The organism is Dietzia sp. 2505, assembly GCF_040546785.1.
Lineage (GTDB): Bacteria > Actinomycetota > Actinomycetes > Mycobacteriales > Mycobacteriaceae > Dietzia.
Genome location: NZ_JBEPON010000001.1, coordinates 351399 through 375030 on the forward strand (window position 1 = coordinate 351399; position 23632 = coordinate 375030).

23 protein-coding genes and 1 tRNA gene are annotated in these 23632 nt (G+C 69.1%); 20 read left to right on the forward strand and 4 right to left on the reverse strand.

The genetic code is table 11. The features are described 5' to 3' along the window. Positions 1-104: 104 nt before the first annotated feature. The 16 genes from ABIE38_RS01555 (at position 105) to ABIE38_RS01630 (ending at position 15593) form a co-directional block, all read left to right on the forward strand. Entirely contained in the window at positions 105-1442 is a 1338-nt protein-coding gene (locus tag ABIE38_RS01555) for a CaiB/BaiF CoA transferase family protein (protein WP_354053693.1), read from the forward strand. After that, a complete protein-coding gene (locus ABIE38_RS01560; protein ID WP_354053694.1) occupies positions 1442-2659 on the forward strand; it encodes a CaiB/BaiF CoA transferase family protein in 1218 nt (405 codons plus the stop codon). Before ABIE38_RS01555 ends, ABIE38_RS01560 begins: the two co-directional genes overlap by 1 nt. After that, positions 2652-3845 (forward strand): thiolase C-terminal domain-containing protein, encoded by a 1194-nt coding sequence (locus tag ABIE38_RS01565; protein ID WP_354053695.1) that lies wholly within the window; start codon positions 2652-2654, stop codon positions 3843-3845. Before ABIE38_RS01560 ends, ABIE38_RS01565 begins: the two co-directional genes overlap by 8 nt. Next, positions 3842-4270: a Zn-ribbon domain-containing OB-fold protein gene (locus tag ABIE38_RS01570; RefSeq protein WP_354053696.1), complete on the forward strand. Its 429-nt coding sequence runs from the start codon at positions 3842-3844 to the stop codon at positions 4268-4270. Before ABIE38_RS01565 ends, ABIE38_RS01570 begins: the two co-directional genes overlap by 4 nt. Next, complete coding sequence (locus ABIE38_RS01575) at positions 4267-4698, forward strand: Zn-ribbon domain-containing OB-fold protein (RefSeq protein ID WP_354053697.1); 432 nt, start codon at positions 4267-4269, stop codon at positions 4696-4698. Before ABIE38_RS01570 ends, ABIE38_RS01575 begins: the two co-directional genes overlap by 4 nt. Continuing rightward, positions 4695-5843, forward strand: a complete 1149-nt coding sequence (locus tag ABIE38_RS01580; RefSeq protein ID WP_354053698.1) for a thiolase family protein — start codon at positions 4695-4697, stop codon at positions 5841-5843. Before ABIE38_RS01575 ends, ABIE38_RS01580 begins: the two co-directional genes overlap by 4 nt. Before the next feature lie 34 nt (positions 5844-5877). Further along, positions 5878-7185 (forward strand): acyl-CoA dehydrogenase family protein, encoded by a 1308-nt coding sequence (locus tag ABIE38_RS01585; protein ID WP_354053699.1) that lies wholly within the window; start codon positions 5878-5880, stop codon positions 7183-7185. Further along, positions 7182-8282, forward strand: a complete 1101-nt coding sequence (locus ABIE38_RS01590) for a phosphotransferase family protein (RefSeq protein WP_354053700.1) — start codon at positions 7182-7184, stop codon at positions 8280-8282. The genes ABIE38_RS01585 and ABIE38_RS01590 overlap by 4 nt, the downstream gene beginning before the upstream one ends. Continuing rightward, complete coding sequence (locus ABIE38_RS01595; protein ID WP_354053701.1) at positions 8279-8572, forward strand: hypothetical protein; 294 nt, start codon at positions 8279-8281, stop codon at positions 8570-8572. Before ABIE38_RS01590 ends, ABIE38_RS01595 begins: the two co-directional genes overlap by 4 nt. 6 nt (positions 8573-8578) lie before the next feature. Continuing rightward, complete coding sequence (locus ABIE38_RS01600) at positions 8579-10078, forward strand: class I adenylate-forming enzyme family protein (RefSeq protein WP_354053702.1); 1500 nt, start codon at positions 8579-8581, stop codon at positions 10076-10078. Between the two features lie 5 nt (positions 10079-10083). Next, positions 10084-11160 carry an acyl-CoA dehydrogenase family protein gene (locus tag ABIE38_RS01605; protein ID WP_354053703.1) on the forward strand — a complete coding sequence of 359 codons (1077 nt, stop codon included), beginning with the start codon at positions 10084-10086 and terminating at the stop codon, positions 11158-11160. Between the two features lie 34 nt (positions 11161-11194). Beyond that, on the forward strand, positions 11195-12685 hold the full coding sequence (locus ABIE38_RS01610) for an aldehyde dehydrogenase family protein (protein ID WP_354053704.1): 1491 nt from the start codon (positions 11195-11197) through the stop codon (positions 12683-12685). 26 nt (positions 12686-12711) lie between these two features. Beyond that, complete coding sequence (locus ABIE38_RS01615) at positions 12712-13467, forward strand: SDR family NAD(P)-dependent oxidoreductase (RefSeq protein WP_354053705.1); 756 nt, start codon at positions 12712-12714, stop codon at positions 13465-13467. Between the two features lie 74 nt (positions 13468-13541). After that, a complete protein-coding gene (locus ABIE38_RS01620) occupies positions 13542-14798 on the forward strand; it encodes an MFS transporter (protein ID WP_354053706.1) in 1257 nt (418 codons plus the stop codon). A gap of 260 nt (positions 14799-15058) precedes the next feature. Continuing rightward, on the forward strand, positions 15059-15184 hold the full coding sequence (locus ABIE38_RS01625; RefSeq protein ID WP_354053707.1) for a hypothetical protein: 126 nt from the start codon (positions 15059-15061) through the stop codon (positions 15182-15184). A 115-nt stretch (positions 15185-15299) separates the two neighbouring features. Beyond that, positions 15300-15593 carry a glycine zipper domain-containing protein gene (locus ABIE38_RS01630; RefSeq protein ID WP_354053708.1) on the forward strand — a complete coding sequence of 98 codons (294 nt, stop codon included), beginning with the start codon at positions 15300-15302 and terminating at the stop codon, positions 15591-15593. Between the two features lie 244 nt (positions 15594-15837). Here ABIE38_RS01630 and ABIE38_RS01635 read toward each other — a convergent pair. The 3 genes from ABIE38_RS01635 to cmrA form a co-directional block, all read right to left on the reverse strand. Next, positions 15838-15910: transfer RNA gene (locus ABIE38_RS01635), tRNA-His, on the reverse strand. 108 nt (positions 15911-16018) lie between these two features. Further along, a complete protein-coding gene (orn, locus tag ABIE38_RS01640) occupies positions 16019-16687 on the reverse strand; it encodes an oligoribonuclease (RefSeq protein WP_354053709.1) in 669 nt (222 codons plus the stop codon). Between the two features lie 576 nt (positions 16688-17263). After that, entirely contained in the window at positions 17264-18082 is an 819-nt protein-coding gene (gene cmrA / locus ABIE38_RS01645) for a mycolate reductase (protein ID WP_354053710.1), read from the reverse strand. Between the two features lie 234 nt (positions 18083-18316). Here cmrA and ABIE38_RS01650 point away from each other — a divergent pair, with 234 nt between their 5' ends. After that, the gene (locus ABIE38_RS01650; RefSeq protein ID WP_502914706.1) at positions 18317-19657 is read left to right on the forward strand and encodes an MFS transporter; all 1341 of its coding nucleotides are present in this window, start codon (positions 18317-18319) and stop codon (positions 19655-19657) included. Between the two features lie 30 nt (positions 19658-19687). Here the strand turns inward: ABIE38_RS01650 and ABIE38_RS01655 are convergent, their stop codons facing one another. Beyond that, positions 19688-20362 carry an HAD family hydrolase gene (locus ABIE38_RS01655; protein ID WP_354053711.1) on the reverse strand — a complete coding sequence of 225 codons (675 nt, stop codon included), beginning with the start codon at positions 20360-20362 and terminating at the stop codon, positions 19688-19690. Positions 20363-20463: 101 nt separating this feature from the next. Here ABIE38_RS01655 and ABIE38_RS01660 point away from each other — a divergent pair, with 101 nt between their 5' ends. From ABIE38_RS01660 to ABIE38_RS01670, 3 genes are all read left to right on the forward strand, one after another. Further along, positions 20464-21456, forward strand: coding sequence for a TIGR03557 family F420-dependent LLM class oxidoreductase (locus tag ABIE38_RS01660; RefSeq protein ID WP_354053712.1), 993 nt, complete (start codon positions 20464-20466; stop codon positions 21454-21456). 124 nt (positions 21457-21580) lie between these two features. Beyond that, positions 21581-22828 (forward strand): MFS transporter, encoded by a 1248-nt coding sequence (locus tag ABIE38_RS01665; protein ID WP_354053713.1) that lies wholly within the window; start codon positions 21581-21583, stop codon positions 22826-22828. Next, the gene (locus tag ABIE38_RS01670; RefSeq protein WP_354053714.1) at positions 22821-23606 is read left to right on the forward strand and encodes a MerR family transcriptional regulator; all 786 of its coding nucleotides are present in this window, start codon (positions 22821-22823) and stop codon (positions 23604-23606) included. The genes ABIE38_RS01665 and ABIE38_RS01670 overlap by 8 nt, the downstream gene beginning before the upstream one ends. Positions 23607-23632 lie beyond the last annotated feature (26 nt).

Consider the following 23632-nt stretch of genomic DNA (forward strand, 5'->3'; position numbering starts at 1 on the left):
AAGATCATGATCTTTCACGGCGGTTTTCGCCCATTCGGTCGGGCGCGCGAACCGGCGCTGATCGATCCCTTGACTTAGTTCATCATGAGGAATAATCTTCGGGCGTGATCCAGAACACGTCAACGCACCGCGTCCCCGAGCCGAGCACAGGCCTCGACGGCGACGCGTCCCGAGGACCTCGGCCGCGAACCGGCCCGTTGGCCGGCGTCAAGATCGCCGACTTCTGCTGGATGGGAGTCGGTGCCGTTGCGACGCGACTCCTGGCCGACTTCGGTGCCGACGTCATCAAGATCGAGAACCGCAAGCGGCTCGACATGCCGCGGCGACTGCCGATCTACAAGGGCGAGGTTCGCTCCTACGGAGCCGAGGACCCGAACCCCGACCCGAACAAGGGCGGGCTGTTCAACAACTACTCGCGTAACAAGCTCGGTGTGACGGTCGACATGGCCGACCCACGCGGTCGCGAGCTCGTGATCGATCTGATCGAGCACTGCGGCATCGTGACCGAGAACTTCGCACCGGGGGTCATGGAGAGATGGAACCTCACGTACCCCGAGCTCTGCGAGATCCGCGACGATGTCATCTTCGCCCGAATGAGCGGCTACGGGCACACCGGACCGCAGGCGCACTACCGCAGCTACGGCCCGGTCGTGCAGGCCGTGAGCGGTCTGTCGTTCAACAGTGGACTCCCGGGTCGCGAGCCCTCCGGCTGGGGCCTGTCGTACATGGACAACCAGGCGGCGTACTACAACTCCGCCGGGTTGCTGCTCGCGATCTACCGTCGCATGCTGACGGGGCAGGGCACGGAGGTCGACGTCTCGGCGATCGAGGCCGGCATCGGGCTACTCGGGTCGGACCTGCTCGACACGGTCGTCAACGGCCGGCCGAGTCGACGGCCCGACTTCCCCCGAGGCAACCGCCTGGAGCATCCCCACGCCGCTCCACACGGCGTCTACCCGGCAGCCGGGGACGACCAGTGGATCGCCATCGCGGTGTTCGGCGACGACGACTGGACCTCCCTGCGCACCGTCATGGGCGACCCGGCCTGGGCGAGCGACCCGCGCTTCGCGTCGTCCGCCGACCGCGTGGCCCACCAGGACGAGCTCGACGCGGCCCTGTCCGCCTGGACGAGCCACCAGGACAAGCACGACCTCATGACCCTGCTGCAGGGCGCCGGCATCGCCGCCGGGGCGGTGCAGGACTCCCGGGACCTTGCCGAGCACGACCCGCAGATCGCGGCGCGTGGCACGTTCTTCCAGCTCGACCACCCGGTCATCGGTCCCGCCCTGTTCGAGGGGTTCCCCGGCCAGTTCGGGACCTCGAAGCCCGACCACTGGCGCTCGGCACCCCTCCTCGGTGAGGACAACGATTTCGTGTTCGGCGAGCTGTTGGGACGGGATCCCGACACCCTCGCTCAGCTATCGGCAGAAGGGGTCATCTGATGGTGGCTGCACAGGTGCTCGGCGGGACGAGCCCGCTCCAGAGCCTCACCGTCGTCGAGCTCGCGCAGACCCCGGCCGGTGAACAGACCGGCAAGTTCGTCGCCGACCTGGGGGCGCACGTCGACAAGGTCGAGCCCCCCGGCGGCGTCGCGAGTCGGCGAGTCGGCCCGTGGGCGCACGGCCAGGAGGACCCCGACCAGAGCCTCGAGTTCTGGGCCTACAACACCAGCAAGGCCAGCCGGGTCATCGACGCCGCCTCCGAGGAGGGCCGTCGCCAGTTCGCCGGGCTCCTGGCGGCCGCGCAGGTGTTGATCGTGGAGGATCGCGGCTGGCTGCTCGAGTTCGGCACCGAGCTCGATGAGCTCCTCGCGCAGCGTCCTGACCTCATCGTCGTCTCGGTGACACCGTTCGGGCTCACCGGTCCGTGGAAGGACTACCGGACGAGCGACCTGGTCGCGCTGGCGGCCGGCGGCATGCTGAACAGCTGCGGCTACGACGACCACTCGATCCCGCCGATCCGTCCCGGCGGCAACCAGGGCTTCCAGCTCGGGGCCAGCTTCAGCTGGTGCGGCCTTCTCCTCGCGCTCATCGAGCGTCAGCGCACGGGTCTAGGTCAGCTCGTCGACGTGTCCGTGCACGAGGCGAACGCCGTCAGCGGCGAGCTCGCGAACCCGTACTGGTTCTATCCCAAGGCCATCGTCCAGCGGCAGACCTGCCGCCACGCGCAGCCCGAGCCGACCCAGCCCGCCCTCTTCGAGTGCGGTGACGGGAGCTACGTCTACTTCGCGCTCATCCTCGCCGAGCAGAAGGCGTGGTCGAGCCTTCTCGGCTGGATGTCCGATCTCGACATGGCCGCCGATCTGATCGATCCGGCCTACCAGGACATCGCCTACCGCCAGCAGCAGTTCAGCCACGTTCAGGAGCTCATCGAGGTCTTCTTCCTCGTGCAGGACGCCGACACCGTGTACCACGAGGGACAGCGCCGCGGCCTGCCGATCGGCCGACTCAACGCCTTCGAGGACCTGCCCCAGGACGTGCACCTGCAGGAGCGTCAGTTCTTCGTCGACCTGCCGACGGCCGAGGGCGGGACCGTGACCTATCCGGGTCTGCCCTACCGCTTCTCGTCGTTCGAGACCGAACCCGGCCGACCTCCCCGGCTCGGCGAGCACGACCGGCCGATGGACGTGGCCCGCACGAACGGCGCCGACCATGGCTGACGCGTCCTGGACCCCGGGTGCCTGCGCGATCGTCGGTATCGGCACGACCGACTACTCGAAGGCCTCGGGCCGCTCGCCGCTGACCCTCGCCGCCCAGGCCAGTCGTGCCGCCCTCATCGACGCCGGCATCGATCCGCGCGAGGTCGACGGGATCGTGCGGTGCGACATGGATCTGGTCTCGGCCCCGGCCCTGGCCGACTCGTTGGGAGTCCGCGACCTCACCTACTGGGGCGAGACCGGACCCGGCGGGTCGGGGCCGGCAGCCATGGTGGGACAGGCCGTCGCCGCCGTCCGGGCAGGACTGGCCTCGACCGTCGTGGTCTTCCGGGCGCTCAACGGCAGGTCAGGAAACCGGTACGGCCTGGTCGACGACCGCGGCGCGGTCGGCGGCGACGCCAGCTACGACGAGTTCTTCCTACCCTTCGGCATGCAGACACCCGGTCAGTTCTTCGCGGTGGTCGCCCGTCGGTACGCCCACGAACACGGGCTTTCGCTCGACGAGCTCTCGAACGGGCTCGGCTCGATCGCCCTGGCCGGTCGCGCCCATGCGAACAACAACCCGGCGGCCCAGTTCTGCGATCGCACGATGACGCGGGACGACTACCTCGCCTCGCGCATGCTCGCGGACCCACTACGCCTGTTCGACTTCTGTCTCGAGACCGACGGCGCGGCCGCGGTCGTCGTCACGACGACCGAACGGGCCCGCGACCTCGCGGGCTCCGCCGTGCCGATCCTCTCGGTCGCCCAGGGCACCGGTCGCGGTGTCCAACCCGGCCAGATGTTCCCGGCCCTGCTGCGTCCGTCCGCGACCTCGTGGCCGTCGGCCGCCACGGCGCCGACCCTGTTCGGGCGTGCCGGGGTCGCAGCCGGCGACATCGACGTGGCGCAGGTCTATGACTGCTTCACCATCACGGTCCTGATCCAGCTGGAGGACTACGGGTTCGTCCCGCGCGGGACGGCGGCCGGCCTCACGGACGCGGATCTCTCCGTCGGCGGCATGCTGCCGGTCAACACCAGCGGCGGCCACCTGTCCGAGGGCTACATCCACGGCATGAATCACGTCGTGGAGGGCGTGCGTCAGATCCGTGGCACCTCGACGAACCAGGTCGAGGGAGCGGAGCTCAGCCTCGTCACCTCCGCACCCCCCCCGGGCGCCAGCGCCCTGATCCTGGGAGCCGACCGATGACCGACCTCACCCCTGCGCCGCTCCTGCCGGTGACCGACGACGTCGACACCGGAGGCTTCTTCGCCGCTGCGGCCCGCGGCGAGCTGGCGATCCGCGTCTGCAGCGAGTGCCGCACCGACCTGCACCTGCCGCGCGAGAACTGTCCCCGGTGCGGGGCCTTCTCCCGCGAGTGGCGCGCAGTGCCCCGGACCGGCACCCTCTACAGCTGGACCGTGGTGGAGCACCAGGTTCACCCGGCGTTCCCCGTGCCGTACACCGTGGTCCTCGTCGAGGTCGACGACACCGACGGCGTGCGGCTGCTCGGCCGGATCGACGGGCGACCCGACCTCGAGATCGGCCAGGCCATGGAGGTCTGGTTCCAGCAGGTCGGTGATGTCACGCTCCCGCAGTGGCGTCCGGCCGCGAGCCAGGAAGAGAGCGCATGACGACCACCGCTGCCCGGTGGGTCGACGAGGACCTCGTCGTCGACCCCGCTGCCGGTCACGCCGTAGAGCTCGCCGGTGGGCGGTGCCCCGCGTGCGCCACCACTACCTTTCCCTACCAACCGGGCTGCTCGCGCTGCGGCGGTGACGCCATGAAGCGCGTCGCCCTGCCCACGACGGGCACCCTGTGGTCCTACACGGTGCAGTATTTCGAGCCCAAGCCGCCGTACCGCGGGCTCGAGCCGTTCGAGGCGTTCGGCGTCGGTTACGTGGACCTGGGCGACGTGTGCGTCGAGTCCCGGTTGACGGTCAACGACCCCGACGCGCTGTCACTCGGCCTGCCGATGCGACTCGTCACGATCACGGCGTTCCTGGACGGCGACCAGCCCGTCCTGACCTTCGCCTTCACACCTGAAGAGGATGCCTCATGAGCACTGACGTCGCCATCGTCGGCATCGGCATCCACCCGTTCGGCCGTACCGACGGTGTCAGCGGGCGGGCCCAGGGTGCCTTCGCCGCCCGCCAGGCCCTCGCCGACGCCGGCGTGCAGTGGTCCGACATCCAGTTCGCGTACGGCGGCAGCCACTCCGCCGGCGACGCGGACTCGCTCGTGTCGGACCTGGGCCTGACCGGTGCCCCCTTCATCAACGTCCACAACGGATGCGGCACGGGTGGCTCCGCTCTCATCTCTGCGAGGAGTGTCCTGCTCTCGAGCCAGTACGACCTGGGAATGGTGGTCGGGTTCGACAAGCACCCCCGCGGCGCATTCGCCACCAAGCCCTCCAGCCTCGGCATCGGCGACTGGTACGGCGAGACCGGGATGATGGTCACCACGCAGTTCTTCGCCCAGAAGATCGTCCGGTATATGGAGCAGTACGGCATCGGCCAGGAGACGCTCGCCGCCGTGGCCGAGAAGTCGTTCTCGCTGGGCGCCGCCAATCCGAACGCATGGCGCCGCACGCCGATGTCGCGACAGCAGATCCTCGACGCGCCCATGGTCAACTGGCCGTTGACGCAGTACATGTTCTGTTCCCCCGGTGAGGGCGGCGTCGCGCTGGTGCTCGCGAGGGGTGAGGTCGCACGTCGGTACACCGCGAACCCCATCTACTTGCGGTCTGCCGAGTTCCGCTCGCGTCGGTTCGGGTCGTTCGAGGTCTTCAGCCCGTGGACGACGCCCGAGACGCTTTCCGGTCCGACCGCGGACACCGCCGCAGCGGCCTTCGCCTCGGCCGGCATTGGTCCGGACGAGATCGACGTGGCCCAGATCCAGGACACCGAGTCCGGTGCCGAGATCATGCACATGGCCGAGACGGGGCTGTGCGCGCACGGCGACCAGGAGAAGCTCATCCTCGGCGGAGAGACCCGCCCGGACGGGTCCCTCCCGATCAACACCGACGGAGGCGTGATCGCCAACGGGGAGCCGATCGGGGCCACCGGGTTGCGGCAGGTCTTCGAAGCGGTACTGCAATTGCGCGGCGACGCCGGCGAACGGCAGGTCCCCGGGAGCCCCAAGACCGGTTTCACCCACGTGTACGGCGCCCCCGGCATCAGCGCCTGCACCGTGCTGAGCCGCTGAGACCATCATCGACCACCAAGACCAGGAGAACGCCATGACGTGGGGATTCGAGACCGACCCGGAGTACCAGAAGGACCTGGAGTGGGCCGAGGAGCTCGTCCGGACCGAGATCGAGCCGGTCGACCAGCTCGTCGAACACGCCTGGGACGTGGGTGACCCGGTGCGCAACGCCTTGATCCGTCCGCTGCAGGCCAAGGTGCGCGAGCGCAACCTGTGGGCCTGCCACCTCGGTCCCGAGCTCGGCGGTCCCGGCTATGGGCAGCTCAAGCTCGCCCTGCTCAACGAGGTACTGGGACACACGCACTCCGGGCCGGTCGTCTTCGGCAACCAGGCCCCGGACTCCGGAAACGGCGAGATCCTGGCGCACTACGGGACACCGGAGCTCAAGGACCGCTACCTGAAGCCGCTCATCGAGAACGAGATCGCCTCCTGTTACTCGATGACCGAGCCGCAGGGCGGGTCGGACCCCACGGCGTTCGTGACCCGTGCGATCGACGACGGTGACAGCTGGGTGATCTCCGGCGAGAAGTGGTTCTCGTCGCACGCGCGCTTCTCCAGCTTCTTCATCGTCATGGCCGTCACCGATCCTGACGCCGACCGGCATCGTCGCGCCTCGATGTTCGTGGTGCCGGCCGACACGCCGGGCATCGAGATCGTGCGCAACGTGGGCGTGTACGGGCACGACGAGGTCGAGGGCACTCACGCCTACATCAGGTATCACGACGTCCGGATACCGAAGGACCACCTCCTCGGCGAGCGAGGGCAGGGCTTCGCGGTCGCGCAGACGCGCCTCGGCGGCGGACGCATCCACCACGCGATGCGCACGGTCGGTCTCGTCCGCGAGTCGATCGACATGATGTTGGAGCGAGCGGTGTCGCGTCAGAGCGGCGGCGGAACCCTGGCCGACCGTCAGCTCGTCAAGACGATGATCGCGGACTCGTGGATCCAGTACCAGCAGTTCCGGCTGCTCGTCCTTCAGACGGCGTGGAAGATCGACCGCCACCAGGACTATCGCAAGGTGATCACCGACATCTCCGCCGTGAAGGCCGCGATGCCGAAGGTGCTCAGTGACGTGGTGGGTCGCGCCATCCAGCTGCACGGATCGCTCGGCATCTCGACCGAGCTGCCGCTCGGCACATGGTCGGCCGAGGCCCATCACATGGCGCTCGCCGATGGCGCGACCGAGCTGCACCAACTCCAGGTCGCGAAACAGCTGCTACGCGACGCGACACCGGCCCCCGGCCTGTTCCCGACGCGCCACAAGATCAGTCTGCGCGAGGCCGCTGAGCGCAAGCTCGCCGACCGGCTCGCCTCGGTGGACGACCTGGTCGGTGCCGAATGAGCGGCGACCACACGGGCGTGGAGGCCACGACGGAGACGGCCCCCGTGCGGGCGGGGGAGGAGCTCGACTGGCCCCGGCTCGAGACCTTCCTGCGTGAGCACGTCGAAGGGCTCGAGGGTGAGTTCTCGGTCCTGCAGTTCCCGAGGGGGTCGGCCAACCTGACGTATCAGGTGACGATCGGTGAGACCCGACTCGTCGTGCGTCGTCCGCCGATGGGCCAGGTCGCCCCGGGCGCCCACGACATGGTGCGAGAGCACCGGGTGCTGTCCCGGCTCCATGCGCAGTACGACCGGGCTCCCCGCGCCGTCGCCCTGTGCGAGGACGTCGACGTGATCGGCGCTCCGTTCATGGTCTCGGAATACCGCAGCGGTGTCGTCATCTGGAACGAGATCCCGGCGACGATGGCGGACCGTGCCGACGCGGGACGGGCCATCGGGTTCGCCGTCGCGGAGGCGCTGGCCGACCTGCACGAGGTCGATCCCGCCTCCGTCGACCTCGCGAACCTGGGACGTGTCGAGGGCTATCTCGAGCGCCAGGTCGGCGGCTGGCTGAAGCGCTGGTCGGCCGTCGCCGAGGAAGGCAAGGAGGTCGTGGCCGAGGTGGGGGCCCGTCTGGAGGCGCTGCTTCCGGACCGGGCCTCGGGCGCGATCATCCACAACGACTTCAAGATCGACAACTGTCAGTTCGATCCCGCTGATCCCTCGAGGGTCACCTCGGTGTTCGACTGGGACATGGCAACCCTGGGCGATCCGCTCTCGGACGTCGGCACGCTTCTCAACTACTGGCCCGAGGGCGGCGCCGAGGCGGCGCTCGCGATTCCCGGTCTCGAGAACCTGGGGCTGCCGAACAAGGCGGAGATCGTCGAGCGGTACGCCCGGCGTCGCGGCGTTGACCTGCACCGTGACGATCTCCTCTGGTACGAGGCGTTGGGCTGCTGGAAGACCGCGATCATCATGCAGCAGCTGTACATGCGGTGGGTGCGCGGCGAGTCGACCGATCCGCGCATGGCCGAGCGCGGCGGGCCGGTCGTGGCCCTGGCCGAGCGTGCCCTGAACCTGCTGGACGGCGTCCAGCCCTACGAGAGGAACCCTTCATGAAGGTCGGTCAGCGACTCAAGAGCCCCGTCTGCGCGACCAGCGTGGTAGTGGTCCGTGCGGCGGACGTCACTCTCTCCTGTGGGGGTGCGCCGATGGTCGAGAAACCGGAGGGCGAGCCGAGTGGCGAGGTCGCCGCGGGATTCGACGGGGGCACCCAGCTGGGCAAGCGCTACCTCCACGCCGGTTCCGGCCTCGAGGTCATGTGCGTCTCGGCCGGCACCGGTGCCCTGTCGGTCGACGGTGAGATCCTCGAGCTGAAGGCGGCCAAGTCGCTGCCCGCGTCGGACTGATCCGTCATGAGCATCCTGATGTTGCTGACCATGGCGGTCGAGCTCGATCCGGAACGCGTCGCGGTGACTTCGAGCGACGAGAACCTGACCTACGGTGAGCTGCTCCAGCGCTCTCGGGCCGTCGGTGAGGTCCTGCGCCGTGACGGCGCCGACCACGTGGCGCTGCTCGACCTGAACACCGCGGCCTTCCCGGTCGCCCTGTTCGGCGCCGCGGCCGCCGCGGTGCCGCTCGCACCACTGAACTATCGACTGGCCGACGACCGCCTCACGGAGGCCGTCTCGCGGCTCAGCCCGGTGGTCCTGTACCGAGGCGCCGGCGTAGAGGCTGCGGTCGACCTCGGGCCTGGCGACGTGCTGCGACCTACCGGTGACCTGGTGGCGGCGAGCGGTGCTCCGGAGGCGGAGGCGGAACTGGCCGACGCCGAGTCCGCTGCCGTGCTCCTGTTCACCAGCGGCACGACGGGGACCCCGAAGATCGCGATCCTCCGGCATCGGCACCTGTTCTCGTATGTCACCTCGACCGTCGAGTTCGGGCACGCCGGACCGGAAGAGGCCATCATGGTGTCGGTCCCGAACTACCACATCGCGGGCATCAGCTCGGTCCTCGGCTCGGTGTTCGCCGGCCGCCGGATCGTGCAGCTGCCGAGCTTCACCCCGGAGTCCTGGGTGGCGACGGCCGCACGCGAGGCCGTCACCCACGCGATGGTGGTGCCGACCATGCTCGGGCGCATCCTCGACGTCCTGGAGGAGAACGGGGACACGTTGCCCGCCCTCCGGCACCTGTCATACGGAGGCGGCCGCATGCCGGTGGAGGTCGTCGAGCGTGCGGTGCGCATGCTGCCGCACGTCGACTTCGTCAACGCCTACGGTCTCACCGAGACGAGCTCGACCGTGACGATCCTCGGACCGGACGACCACCGTGATGCCATGGCGAGCGACGATCCGGCCGTCCGTGCACGCCTCGGATCGGTGGGACGTCCCGTGCCGAGCATCGAGCTGGAAATCCGTGGCGACGACGGCACGGTGGTGGGGCCCGACGAGATCGGTGAGGTCTACGTCCGTGGCGAGCAGGTCTCGGGCGAGTACACCTCGCACAGCATCCTCGACGCCGACGGCTGGTACGCCACGCGAGACCAGGGGCGTCTCGACGCCGACGGTTTCCTGTTCCTGCGAGGTCGTGCTGACGACATCATCGTTCGCGGTGGCGAGAACATCTCCCCCGAGGAGGTGGAGGACGTGCTGAACAGCCACCCCCGGGTGCGGGCTGCCGCGGTCGTCGGTGTCCCCGATGTCGAGTGGGGCGAACGCGTCGAGGCGGTGGTCGTGATCGACGGCGACCTCGCCGAGCTGGAGCAGGAGCTGGTCGACCGGGTGCGCGCGACGCTGCGATCGACCCGTGTGCCGACCGCCTTCCACGCGTGGCCCGAGCTCCCGTTCAACGAGACCGGCAAGCTGCTACGGCGCTCGGTCCGCGCAGAACTGTCCGACAAGGCAGGCATCACATGATTAATGTGGAGACGTCGGAGATCGCCGACGTCCGCTCCGTCGCGGCCGACTTCTTCGATCGGCACCGGGTCGTCCTCGACGACGATGACGCGCCCCGCTACGACCGGGCGGTGTGGACGAGGGCCTGCACCGACCTCGGCGTGAGTGCGATCCTCGAGCCCGAGGAGGACGGCGGGCTGGAGGGCGGGGCCGCGATGCTCTCGGCCGTGTTGGTCGAGGCCGGCCGCACCCTCAGTTCGTTGCCCGTCATGAGCTCGGTCGTGCGCGCCCAGACCGCGATCCGGATGTTGGCGACCCCGCCCGCACGAATCGAGCTGCTCCCGGGGCTCCTGTCCGGAGAAGTAATCGCGACCCTTGCTCCGTGGGACGATTCCGTCCGGTCGGTGCGGGCGGTCCGGGACGACGGACAGCAGGACCCGAACGGAGGGTGGACGGTGACCGGCACGGTCAGCCGGGTCCTCGACGGTCTCGCGGCCGACCTCCTGCTCGTCGTCCCGGTGGGCGACGAGGTCGGACTCTTCGCGGTCGACGGGGACGTCGACCGCGTGACGCAGGAGACCATCGACGTCACCCGCCAGTTCGCCCGGGTCACCTTCGACTCGACCCCGGCCCGGCTGCTCGGCACGGCCGCCCCTGCCGCCCGTGCTGCGATTGACCACTGGACCGCGCTCGCCCTGGCCGCCGACGAGGTCGGTGGCGCTCAGGCCTGTCTCGACCTGACGGTCGAGTACCTCAAGACCCGCGTGCAGTTCGGGCGGGTGCTGGGCTCGTTCCAAGCTCTCAAGCACCAGTGTGCTGAGCTCGCCCTCCGGGTCGACGAGGCCCGTTCGGCGCTCGCGCACCTCGTGTGGGCGCTCGACGAGTCACCGGCCGACGCGGCAGAGGCGGCCGCCATCGCGACCGTCACGGCGTCGACGGCATATGTGACGTGCGCCGAGGAGACCGTGCACCTGCACGGAGGAATCGGCTTCACCTGGGATCACGACGCGCACCGCCACGTCCGCCGTGCTCTGACCGACCGGTCGGCCTTCCACTCCGTGCGTGCCGCGCGCGACGTGGTCTTGGCGGCCCGCGGACTCTGACCTGACCTGAATTTCGCCACCTGAGAGGTACCAGATGACCACCGATGTCTCACCCACCCTGTCCCACGTCTCAGCCCGGACCGAGGCCTATCTGAAGGACAAGTTCTTCGGCCACGTGATAGACGGCTCGGTCGTGGAGTCGATCGGCGGTGCCACCATGCCGGTCATCGATCCGTCCACGGGGATCGAGATCGCCACGGCGGCCAGCGGCGACGCCGCCGACGTCGACCGCGCCGTCGCCAGTGCCCGCCGCGTCTTCGACGACGGCACGTGGCGCCACGTCGCGCCGCTCGAGAAAGAGCACCGCCTGCACCGGCTCGCCCAGCTCATCGACGAGAACCGCACGATCTTCGGCGACCTCGACGCCCTGGATGCCGGCCTGCTGCGCACCTACACGGCGTTCCTCGAACACTTCGGAGTCAACGCGACGTCCTACTTCGCCGGCTGGCCGAGCAAGCTGCACGGCTCCATCCCGCCGGTGCCGGCCGGCATGAACGTGCAGCACCGCCGGGTCCCACGGGGTGTGGTGGGCATCATCGTGCCGTGGAACGGGCCCACCGCCGTCGTGGCGATGGTCGCCGCGGCGCTCGCCGCAGGCAACTCCGTGGTCCTCAAGGCCGCCGAGAACACGCCGATGAGTGCCGTGCTGATGGCCGAGCTGGCCGTCGAGGCGGGCATTCCGGAAGGCGCCTTCAACGTCCTGCAGGGCACCGGGCAGGCCGTGGGTGCGGCGCTCGTCGAGCACCCCGGCACGGACTACATCAGCTTCACGGGGTCGGCGGCCACGGGTCGCGCGATCCAGACCGCCGCGGCCAAGACCCTGACCCCAGTCGCCCTGGAGCTCGGCGGCAAGAGCCCGTTCATCGTCTTCGAGGACGCCGAGATCGAGCCGACGGCGGCCGCCGCCACAGCGGCGGTCTGGAGCGGGCAGGGACAGATCTGCACGGCGGGCTCGCGCGTGCTCGTCCAGCGCTCAATCCACGACGAGTTCGTCGCCGCGATGGTCGAGGCCAGCCGTGCGGTCACGGTGGGACACGTGTTCGACCCCTCGGCCACAATGGGTCCGCTCGTCTCGCAGACCCAGCTCGATCGTGTCGTCGGTTACGTCGACCTCGGTCGCTCCGAGGGCGTGGACGTCGCCCTCGACGGCGGTCTGGCCGGCGACGGCGGCTTCTTCCACGAGCCCGTTATCTTCACCGGCGTCCGCAACGAGATGCGCATCGCCCAGGAGGAGATCTTCGGACCGGTGATGTCCGTCATCCCGTTCGACGACGAGGCCGACGCCGTGCGGATCGCCAATGACGTCGAGTACGGCCTCGCGGCCGGCGTCTTCACCAACGACCTGCGTCGAAGCCAGCGCATGATCGACGAGCTCACCGTGGGCACGGTGTGGGTCAACACCTATCAGGCGGGGTACCCCACGGTCTCCTACGGCGGCGTCAAGCAGTCCGGCTACGGCCGCACGCTCGGCGAGGAGATGGTGCACGAGCTCACGCACGTCAAGAGCGTCTGGATCGCCCAGTGACGTCCCGGGCTCCCGAGGAGGGGAGCATGACGCTCCCGCTGGCCGGAAAGGTGGCACTCGTCACCGGGGCGACCCGCGGTCTGGGTCGCGCCATCGCCGAGGGCCTGTCGGCTGAGGGTGCCACGGTCGTCGTGTCGAGCCGGAAGGCGGACGCGTGCGAGGCCGTGGCCCGCGAGATCGCCGAGCGCACGGGTGCCCGGACGATGGCCCTGCCCCTGCACGTCGGGCGGTGGGACGACATCGCCCCGGCCATCGCGCGGATCGAGGCCGAGCTCGGACCCCTCGACATCCTGGTCAACAACGCCGGCATCGCACCGCTGGCGCCGACGCCGCTCGACATGACCGAGGCGTTGTACGACAAGACCATGGAGGTCAACCTCAAGGGTCCGTTCCGGCTCATGGCCGTCGTCGGGGACCAGATGGCTCGCACGGGCGGGGGATCGATCGTCAACATCTCCAGCATCGGTTCGCAGCGACCCAGTACCGGGGAGGCCACGTACTCGGCCGCCAAGGCAGGCCTCAACGCCCTGACCCAGGCCTTCGCCCAGGCGTATGCCCCCGCGGTGCGGGTGAACTGCGTCATGCCCGGTGCCTTCGCGACCGATATGGCGGCCGGGTGGGACGAGGACTTCGTCGCCCTGGTCGTCGACGGTCTCCCTGCGGGCCGGCTCGGTGTACCGAAGGAGCTCGTGGGCATGGTGACCCACTTGGCCAGCGATGCCAGTTCCTACACGACGGGCGCGGTGATTCCCGTCGACGGTGGACGCCTGGCGGTGTACTGACCCCGTGACGACGTGGTGCTCGTGACCGGCGGGAGCGCGATCGTCCCGTCGAGCCCGCCCCGCTTCGGGGCGAGGTGAGCCGAGGTCCCGGTGCGACGGCCTGGGCCGTCTGGGGGCTGGCGGTCTCGGCGTACGCGATAGGAGCCTTCCACCGGTCCTCCCTGGCCGTCGCCGGCCTGTACGCCGCGGACCGGTTCGACATCCCGGCGACCGGGCTCGCGATCTTCGTCGTGCTGCAGCTCGCGGTCTACGCGATTCTGCAGGTCCCGGTGGGCCTGCTCGTAGACCGTTTCGGGGCACGACGTGTGCTTCTCGTCGGCCTCGCGGCGATGAGCGTGGGGCAGGTCGCCTTTGGCCTGACCGACTCCTACGCCGTCGCGCTGGTGGCCCGTGTCCTGGTCGGGGTGGGGGACGCGACCACCTTCGTCTGCGTGCTGCGGTTGATCACCTCGTGGTTCCCACCGCGCAGCGTCCCGGCGATGGTCCAGCTGACCGGCCCCCTCGGGCAGGTCGGCACCATCGCGGCGGCCGTCCCGATGACATGGGCGCTCGGGCGGTTCGGCTGGGAGAGCTCCTACCTCACGGTGGCGGGACTTGGTCTCGTCGTGGCGGGGCTGGTGCTCGTCGCCGTCCGGGACGACCCGGAGGCACGCACGCTGACGGGGGAGACAATGAGCCTCGCCGCGATGCGCACGAGCCTGAGGCTCTCGTGGGCCGAGCCCGGCACCCGGCTGGGATTCTGGATCCACTTCTCCCAGCATTTCAGCGCGTCGCTTCTGGGGCTGCTCTGGGGATTCCCGTTCTTCGTCCGAAGCGAGGGGACATCCGAGGCGACCGCGGGTCTGTTGCTCACCGCGATGGTCGTGGCGGTCATCGTTTCGGCCCCGGTGCTGGGGTGGTTCGTCACGCGGCACTCGCGATGGCGGTCCGAGCTCGCACTCGCCTCCATCGCGGCTGTGGCCGGGGTCTGGACCGTCGTCTTGGTGTGGCCCGGACACGCGCCCGTCGGGCTGCTCCTCCTGCTTGTCGTCGTGGTGGGAGCTGCCGGCCCGGTGGCGATGATCGGCTTCGACTACGCTCGTCTCGCCAACCCTCCAGAGCGCCTGGCCTCGGCGATCGGGATGGTGAACCAGGGCGGGTTCCTGGCGAGCCTGACGATCATCCTGGCCGTCGGGGTGCTGCTGGACCTCGGGTCAGTCGGTTCGCCCGACGGTACCTACGTACCGGGCGCCTTCGCCCCGGCACTGTGCGCGCAGTTCGTGTGGTGGGCCGTCGCCGCCGTGCAGATTTGGCGTCTGCGGACCCAGGTCCCGAGCGAGTACCGCGCGTGACGCGGTGCGACCGGAATGGTCGGGGGAGCCGTCGGCGTCGGCGGTCTGGGGACCTATCAGTTCGCCGTCCTCGAAGAGGGACGACCCGCACAAGCGATTTCCCTCGAGACCTGTGCCGTGCCGCCACGTCGTATCCGAGCAGTTCCGCTGTCTGAGCGAGCAAAAAGTGTCCCAGCGTGACTCGCGGAGCAACTATCCTCCGACGTGCTAAACCTTGAGTGAGAACCCAGGAAACCCACCTTTGACGACAGAGGACCAGCGTGCCGCCTGTCGCATCACTCGACGACTGCCGAGCCCCGGACGTCGACGATGTGCTCGACCGAGGCACCGCTGAGGCGCGTCGGCACGACGAGGCTGACGGCGCGCAGGAGGCGTCGCTGCGGTGACCTCGAGGAACTGGACGGCGCACGCGACATCCCTGGGCTCTCCCGAGGCATAGGCTGCGCGAGCAACAATGCCGAGGCACCGAAATCGCAACGTCGTCGGTCAGGAGGGAGGCGCATGAAGAACGAGAAACTCGGTGCCGGCATCGCTATCGGTCTGGCCGTCGGAATCGCGCTCGGTCTTGCGATGGATAACATCGGAGCCGGCATCGCAATTGGCATGGGCATCGGAGTCGCTTTCGGGGTTGCGTTCTCAGACGGCAACGACGATGGGGTCGAAGCGCCGGGGGATTCGCCGTCCGAGACCGAGACCGAGACCGAAACGGAGATCGAGGTCGAGGGCCGACGACGGCCCGGCAAGGACGCCAGCGAGGAGAACCACAACCCGGGGGGCGACCGAGACGGCGGGTGACCCCTCTTGAGGGCCTGGCGGGCGCCTGCCTGTTGGGCGATACACATGTTCACTTGGGAAGTGCGGGCGGTCTTCGTCCATGCTCGCGAACGCCGCGTCGATCTCGCCATCCATCATGGTCGTCGTAACGCGACGTCACTGTGGGGCCCGGCCCGCAGTGCCCGCCTCGAGAGCCCAGCCCGGCGGGAAATGAGAACGGCGGGTGACTCGCACAATGTGCGGGTCACCCGCCGTTTCCGGTGGGGGTGGCTGACGGGACTCGAACCCGCGACAGCCAGGATCACAACCTGGTGCTCTACCAACTGAACTACAGCCACCATCGCCGTCCTCGCGAACAGCGTTGACGATGTTACCCGGTCTGAGCCCCGGTCAGGAAATCGGCAGGTGTCGACGCGGACTGGGCCCGCGCACGGGCGGCAGGGCGCTCAGTCCACCGCGGGCAGGGCACTGGCCGCGGCGCGCACCTCGTCGGTGGTCGGACCGGGCTGGGGCACGAACGCCGTGGCGCGGTAGTACTTCAGCTCGCGGATCGACTCCTTGATGTCCGCCAGGGCGCGGTGGGACATTCCCTTCTCGGGCTGGCCGAAGTAGATGCGCGGGTACCAGCGGCGGCACAGCTCCTTGATCGAGCTCACGTCGATCATCCGGTAGTGCAGGTAGGAGTTGAGCTCGGGCATGTCCCGGGCGAGGAACCCTCGGTCGGTGCCGATCGAGTTGCCGGCTAGGGGAGCGGTCCCGCCCACCGGGACCCAGGCGCGGACGTAATCCAGGACCTGCTTCTCGGCCTCCGCCACCGTCACGGCGGAGGCGCGGATCTCCTCGGTCAGGCCCGACGAGGAGTGCATGTCCCTCACCACGGGCAGCATCGCGGCCAGCTTGGCGTCGGAGGCGTGGATGACGATGTCCACGCCCTCGCCAAGGACATTGAGTTCGGAGTCGGTGACCAGTGCGGCGATCTCCACCAGCGCGTCGTTGGTGGTGTCGAGGCCGGTCATCTCGCAGTCGATCCAGACGATCCGGTCGTTCTTGGATTCCTTGTGGGGCGTCGGGGTCGACGTCGTGACAGGGGTGGGACCGGGGTTCGACTCTGGCATTGCTCGACTATATCGCCGCAGCGTTCCAGGCTTCGTCCCACGTATGCGTCCCAAGTCGCAGCGTCCGGCTTATATCCCTCTAGAGCACCGCCGTGTGCCAGCTGAATTCCTCAGTAGGGTTAGTTCATGCCTTCGTCCGCAGCCGACCCCGAAAAGCGACTATCGATGGGCACTGAGGAGTGGAACCTACGATTTCTCGCGGAGATGGGTCAGATTCTGGCAGAGCGGCCCGGAACGGAGTTCGATCCTCCCGGGGCTATTCGCTACAGGGTGGAAGAACTGGCACTGACGGGCGGATTCGTAAGACTGGTCTGGTCTTTCCCTGGAATTCCGGATACGAGGAAGAGTCCGGTCCGCGTCGGACGATTCATGAACCTGGTGGAGCTGCGAGGCGGGTTCTCACCAGATGATCCAGACATTGTTGCCGGGGCAGTACTGCTCAACGATTTCTATCCGGCTCACCCTCCCGCGGAGGACCGAGAGCACGCAGACGGCATTCGTTGGCTAGGGCCGCCGCCTCCCTAGCAGCCGGGCCATTCTTGGCAACTGCCGGAGACTGCTCGCGACGTCAGCCGATCAGCCCTCCGCCTGCCCTTCGCCGAGCTTGGCGTAGAACCGCCCCACCACAGGGGCCATGAGCGCGCGCGGGGTGTAGTTGCCCGCCACGGACATGGCCTGGCCCAGCGGGCCCGGGACCACGCGCATCTTGTTCCGGGCGAGCGCGTCCAGCGAGATCCGGGCGGTGTACGTGGTGTCCACCCAGAAGCGATCGGGGACCAGGCGGTCGACGAAGGTCTTGTCCTCTTCGAGGATCTCCTCGGTGCGCACCGGGCCGGGCGCGAGCAGGGTGACGTTGACCCCGGAGCCCTTGAGCTCGCCGCGCAGCGACTCGGAGAAGGTGTTGAGGAACGCCTTGGTGGCGGCGTAGGTGGCGTTGTTGGGGATCGGCATGTTGCCGGCCGCCGAGCCGACATTGAGGATCGCGCCCGAGCCACGCTCGACCATCCCGGGCAGGACCGCCAGCACGAGATCGTGGCAGGCCACGGCGTTGACCTGCACCTGGCTCCTCTCGTAGTCGGGGTCGAGCGCGGCGACCGGCCCGAACGAGGCGATGCCGGCGTTGTTGCACAGGATCGAGACCTCGCGGCCCGCCAGCTCGTCCAGCAGCGGTGCACGCTCGGCCGGATCGGACAGATCGCAGGCCCGCACCTCGACCGTCACCCGGAACTGGCTCTCCAACCGCTCCTTGAGTTCCTGCAGCACCTCGCCGCGCCGCGCCACCACGATCAGGGAGTGCCCGCGGCGGGCCAACTCGGCGGCCAGCGCCATGCCGATCCCGGAGGAGGCGCCGGTGACGACAGCACGATTCGTCGCGGTGGGCAGGGGAAGCGGCATCTTGCGTCCTCGGGTCAGGTGGTCAGGGCCGAGGGTGAGCGTACCGGCGAGGGCGCGGAGCGGGGGAGTCGGTGACCGCGATGAGCGAGGACGAACGGACATCGGTCCGGCATCGGCCCTCTCGCGGCCACCGACGACCCTCCTGCCACTAGGTTCGAGTGCGTGAGCAGCACCGGGTCCCCGCGCCCTTCAGAGACCGCCACCTCGTCGTCGTCATCATCGTCCTCGCCGTCGTTGACGCCCGATCTCCGCCCCGCCACCCGCGGCCAGGTCTTCTCGTGGGCGATGTGGGACTGGGGTTCGGCGGCGTTCAACGCGGTGATCGTCACCTTCGTCTTCTCCGTCTATCTCACCGACTCGGTCGGGGCGGACCTCGACGGACCGTTCTCGGCTGCCACGTGGTTGTCGATCTCGATCGCGCTGGCGGGGCTGGTGATCGCGCTGACCGCGCCGGTGATGGGCCAGCGCGCGGACCGTGGTGGGCGTCGCCGGCGGTCGCTGGCCATCTGGACCTACCTCACGGTGGCGCTCACCGCTCTGATGTTCCTCGTCGACTCCGACGCGCCCTACCCGTGGTTCTTCGTCGGGTTGCTGCTGCTCGCTCTGGGGTCCATCACGTTCGAGTTCGCCGAGGTGTCCTATTTCGCGATGCTGCGGCAGGTCTCCACCCCGGCCACCGTCGGGCGGGTCTCCGGCTTCGGCTGGGCGATGGGCTACTTCGGCGGGATCTTCCTGCTGCTCGCCGCGTTCGTCGGCTTCATCTCCGGGGACGGCGACGAGCGGGGACTGCTGGGCATCTCCACCGACGGTGGCCTCAACGTGCGGCTGGTGTGCCTGGTGGCCGCGGTGTGGTTCGCCGTGTTCGCGCTGCCGGTGCTGCGGTCGGTGCCGGAGAACCGGCCCAGGAGGAAAGAGGGCGACGACGACGAGGTCGGCTTCATCGAGTCCTACCGCATTCTCTGGCGGGATCTCAGGGCACTGTGGCGCCGGGACCCGCGGACCGTGAAGTTCCTCGTGGCCAGCGCGATTTTCCGCGACGGGCTGGCGGGGGTGTTCACCTTCGGGGCGATCCTCGCGGTCACGGTGTACGGGCTCGCGCCGGGTGATGTGCTGATCTTCGGGGTGGCGGCCAACGTGGTGGCTGCCCTGGGGGCGGCCGTCGCGGGAGTCGTGGACGACCTGGTGGGGCCCAAGGCGGTGATCATCGGCTCTCTCGCGGCGATGCTCGGCACCATGACCGTCCTGCTGTTCGTGGACGACACCGGCATGTTCTGGCTCTTCGGCCTGCTGATGTGTCTGTTCGTGGGCCCGGCCCAGTCGGCCTCGAGGTCGTTCCTGGCCCGCCTGGCCCCGCCCGGTGGCGACGGCCAGATGTTCGGCCTCTATGCCACCACCGGACGTGCGGTCTCGTTCCTCGCCCCGGCGTTGTTCGGGCTGTTCACGTGGGGTTTCGGCACCGACCGCGCGGGGATCGCCGGGATCGCCCTGGTCCTGCTCGTGGGCCTGCTCCTGCTGCTGCCCGTGCGGACCCCGACCCGCGCCGAGGCGTCGACCACGTGGGCGGCCTCCGCCTGACCTCTTCAGTCGCCGGCCTGGACTCTGGGCCTAGAGCGCTCCGGAGGTCAGGAGGTCGAGCACCCCGGCGGCGTCGTCGGCGATGTCGGAGAACCCGGCCTCGCGGAGCTCGGCGTCACCGATGCCTCCCGTGCGGACGCCGACCGAGCGGATGCCCAGCTTGGTGGCCGCGATGGCGTCCCACGTCGCGTCGCCCACCATGACCGCGTCCGCGGCGTCGACGCCGGAGCGCTCCAGGGCGATCGCCACGATGGTGGGGTCGGGCTTGGCCTGGTCGACGTCCTCGCCCGTCGTCACGGCATCGATGAATTCGTCCACGTCGAGGAGCTCTCGCGCCTGCTCGAACTCCGAGGGCGCCGCCGAGGTCGCGAGCACGGTGACCCAGCCGCGCTCCTTGGCGCCGCGGACGAGTTCACGGGCGCCCGGCAGCAGGCGGAGCGAGGCCTCGGCGTAGTACTCCGAGTGCAGGTCCTTGGCCCGGCTCGCCACGCGGTCGCTGTCGGTGTCGTCGTCGATTCCCGCGATCTCCAACAGTTCGGCCACCAAGGTGGATCCGTCCTTGCCGATCCGGCGGTGCACCTCCACGAAGGGCACCGGCGCACCCGCCTCGACCAGGGCGCGGTGCCAGGTCCAGACGTGGACGTACGTGGAGTCGACCAGGGTGCCGTCGACGTCGAGGAGCAGGGCGCGCGGTGAGGTGGTCATGCGTCCGACCGTGCCCGGCCCCCGTGCGGGTGGCAACCGGTGGCCCCCGCGCGGGTGGCAACCGGTGGCGACACGGCCGTGCCCGGCGCACCCTCGGATCCATGACACGTTTCGGATACACCCTCATGACCGAACAGTCCGGCCCCAAGGAACTCGTGCGCTACGCGGCCAAGGCCGAGCAGGCGGGATTCGACTTCGAGGTGGCCTCGGATCACTACTTCCCGTGGCTGTCCTCACAGGGGCACGCTCCCTACGTGTGGAGCGTCCTGGGCGCCGTGGCGCACGTGACCGAGCGGGTGGACCTGTGCACGTACGTGACGTGCCCGATCCTGCGTTACCACCCCGCGGTGGTGGCGCAGAAGGCCGCTACCGTGCAGATCATGTCCGACGGCCGGTTCATGCTGGGCATCGGCGCGGGGGAGAACCTCAACGAGCACGTGGTGGGGCAGCGGTGGCCCTCGATCGACGAGCGCCACGAGATGACGGTGGAGGCGCTGGAGATCATCGGCGAGCTGTTCGACGGTGGCCTGGTGACCTACTCCGGCGAGCACTTCCGCGTGGACTCGGCCCGCCTGTGGGACCTGCCGGAGAAGCGGGTGCCGATCGGTGTGGCCGCCGGCGGGGAGAAGGCTGTCGCCCGGCTCGGGCCGCTCGCCGACCATCTCATCGCCACCGAACCCGAGCCCGCCCACGTCGAGAACTGGAACGCGCTCGACGGGCAGACGAGGATCGGTGACGGCGCCCGCGCGATCGCCCAGATCCCCATCAGCTGGGACCCCGACTCGGAGAAGGCGGCCGTCGAGCGCGCGCACGACCAGTTCCGCTGGTTCGCCGGTGGCTGGGCCGCCAACGCCGATCTGCCCACCACCGCAGGGTTCGCCGCGGCCACCAAGTTCGTGCGCCCCGAGGACGTGGCCGAGCAGATCGCGTGCGGCCCCGACCTGGACGCGATCGTCGAGAAGGTGCGTCCCTACTGGGAGGCCGGGTACACCGACGTCGCGCTGATCCAGATCGGTGACTCCACCCTGGACAGGTTCCTCGAGGAGGCCGCCGAGCCGTTGCTCGCACGGCTGCGGGAGGCCGCCCCGAACTGAGAATCGGTGGCCCCCGGGGCGGGGAGTCTGTCCCGTCCCGGGGCCTGATGCGGTCGATGGCGCTCTGTTGACGGCCCGACCCGACGCTTGACTCCGCCGCTACGTCGTAGTTTTGGCTGGGGTCATGAACAGGTCGCTCCCCGCCGCTTATCTCGGGTCCTACACGCTTTCCGCGCTCGGCAACTCTATCGCCGGGATCGTGCTGCCCCTGGTCGTCCTGCAGACCACGGGCAGCGCACTGGCCGCGGGCACCGTCGCCGCCGCCACCATCGTGCCCGCCGTCCTGGCCGGGCTCTTCATGGGCGTCGTGATCGACCGGATCAATCGCCGCACCTCCTCCGTGCTCACAGACGTGGTCTCCGGAGCGGCCATGCTGGCGTTGCCGATCGTCGACATCCTCACCGGCCTCACGGTCGGCTGGTTCATCCTCTTCGGGATCATCGGGGCCATCGGCGACATCCCGGGGATCACCGCTCGTGAAGCGCTACTTCCGGCGATCATCCGACACAGCGGGATCACCGCCGAACGCATCACCGGCACACGAGAAGCACTGGGCGCTGTGGCCCTGCTCGTGGGCCCGGCGGTCGCAGGAGTGTTGGTGACGGTGTGGGGCGGCACCACTGCGCTGTGGATCACGGCCGCGACCTCATTGACCGCCGCCGCGATTACCCTGGCCATACCGCACGCGGTCGGCACGTTGAGCAAGAAGCCGACGGTGCAGGGGACCCGGGTGGGCATCGTGCGGCAGCAACTGCGGGAGGGCTGGATGGAGCTGTGGCTGAACAAGTTCGTCCTGGTCACGACCGTTCTGACAGTCGCCGCCGTCGCCGCGATAGCCGGCCTGCAGGGAATCATCCTGCCGCTGTACTTCACGGAGATCGAGCGACCGGGGATGATCGGTGTCGTCATGAGCGCCCTCGCTGCGGGATCACTACTCGGCGGAGGCCTCTACGCGGCGGCCGGAACGCGTGGTTCGCGCCGGGCATGGCTGGTGGCCGGGGTGATGGGAAGCATCCTGGGTCTGGTCATCATGGCGACCCTCGTGGCGGTATGGGTGCTCCTCGCCGGCGCATTCGTGCTCGGCTTCTCGGTGGGACTCTTCGGAGCACTGGTCGGGGTGCTGTCCATCGAGCGAATCCCCGAACTCAAGCGCGGACGGGTGCTGGGTACCCAGAACACGTTCGTGACCGCTGCCGCCCCGATGGGCATCTTTCTCGCAGGAGCCATCGCGGAGGTGGCCGGGATTCACACCGCCCTGGTGGTGATCACCGCCGTGTGGACCCTGGGACTGCTGACGATGCTCTTCGCCCGAAGCATGCGTGATCTCGATTCCGCGCCGCCCGTCGACATCAGTGAGGTGGCCGATGCGTAGCAGTGACCTCGCGCGTCTGGCCGGAATCACCGTGCGCACGCTCCGCCACTACCACCAGGTGGGAGTACTTCCCGAACCGCCGCGCTCCAGCAACAGCTACAGGGACTACGGCACCCGGGATCTGGTGATGGTGTTGCGGATCCGGCGACTGGCAGATCTCGGCCTCTCCCTCGACCAGATCTCGACCATCCTCCACAGCACCGGTCCGGCCCCCGGCGAGCTACTCGCCAGCCTGGATGCGGAAATCACCGAGCAGATCGAGAACCTCAGCCGAAAGCGCGAGCTCCTGGCGCACCTCGCCCGGCACGAGGCGCCCCCCGATCTCCCTCCGGAAGTCGCCGCTGCCCACTCGAGCCTGAGAAGCGCCGGGTTGCCGACAGCAGCGGCCGATCTGGACCGGGACCACATGCTGCTCCTGGCACAGCTGACCGGCGCGGCCGGGCAGGCGTACCTGCGGACGGTGTACGACATCATCACCACACCCGCCACCGTCGAGGCCACGGTGGCGGTCATGACGGCATGGGCGGCGCTCGACGACACCAGCACGGATCGCGAGATCCACGAGGTGTCCGAACGACTGCTCGACCTTCTCACGCCGGTGATGGCGGAACTCGCTACCGGCGGACCGGAGCTACCCGACCTGACCGAGGCGCAGTATCGGGACACGACCACCGGCTATCTCACCTCAGCGCAGAAGCAGGTCCTCGAGCTCGTGCGAGCACATGCCGAGGGCGTGATCCCCCACGCCGGGGATCGGGAAGAGAGCCGGGAGATCTAGGCGTCGCGACCGCCGGCCAGGTTGGC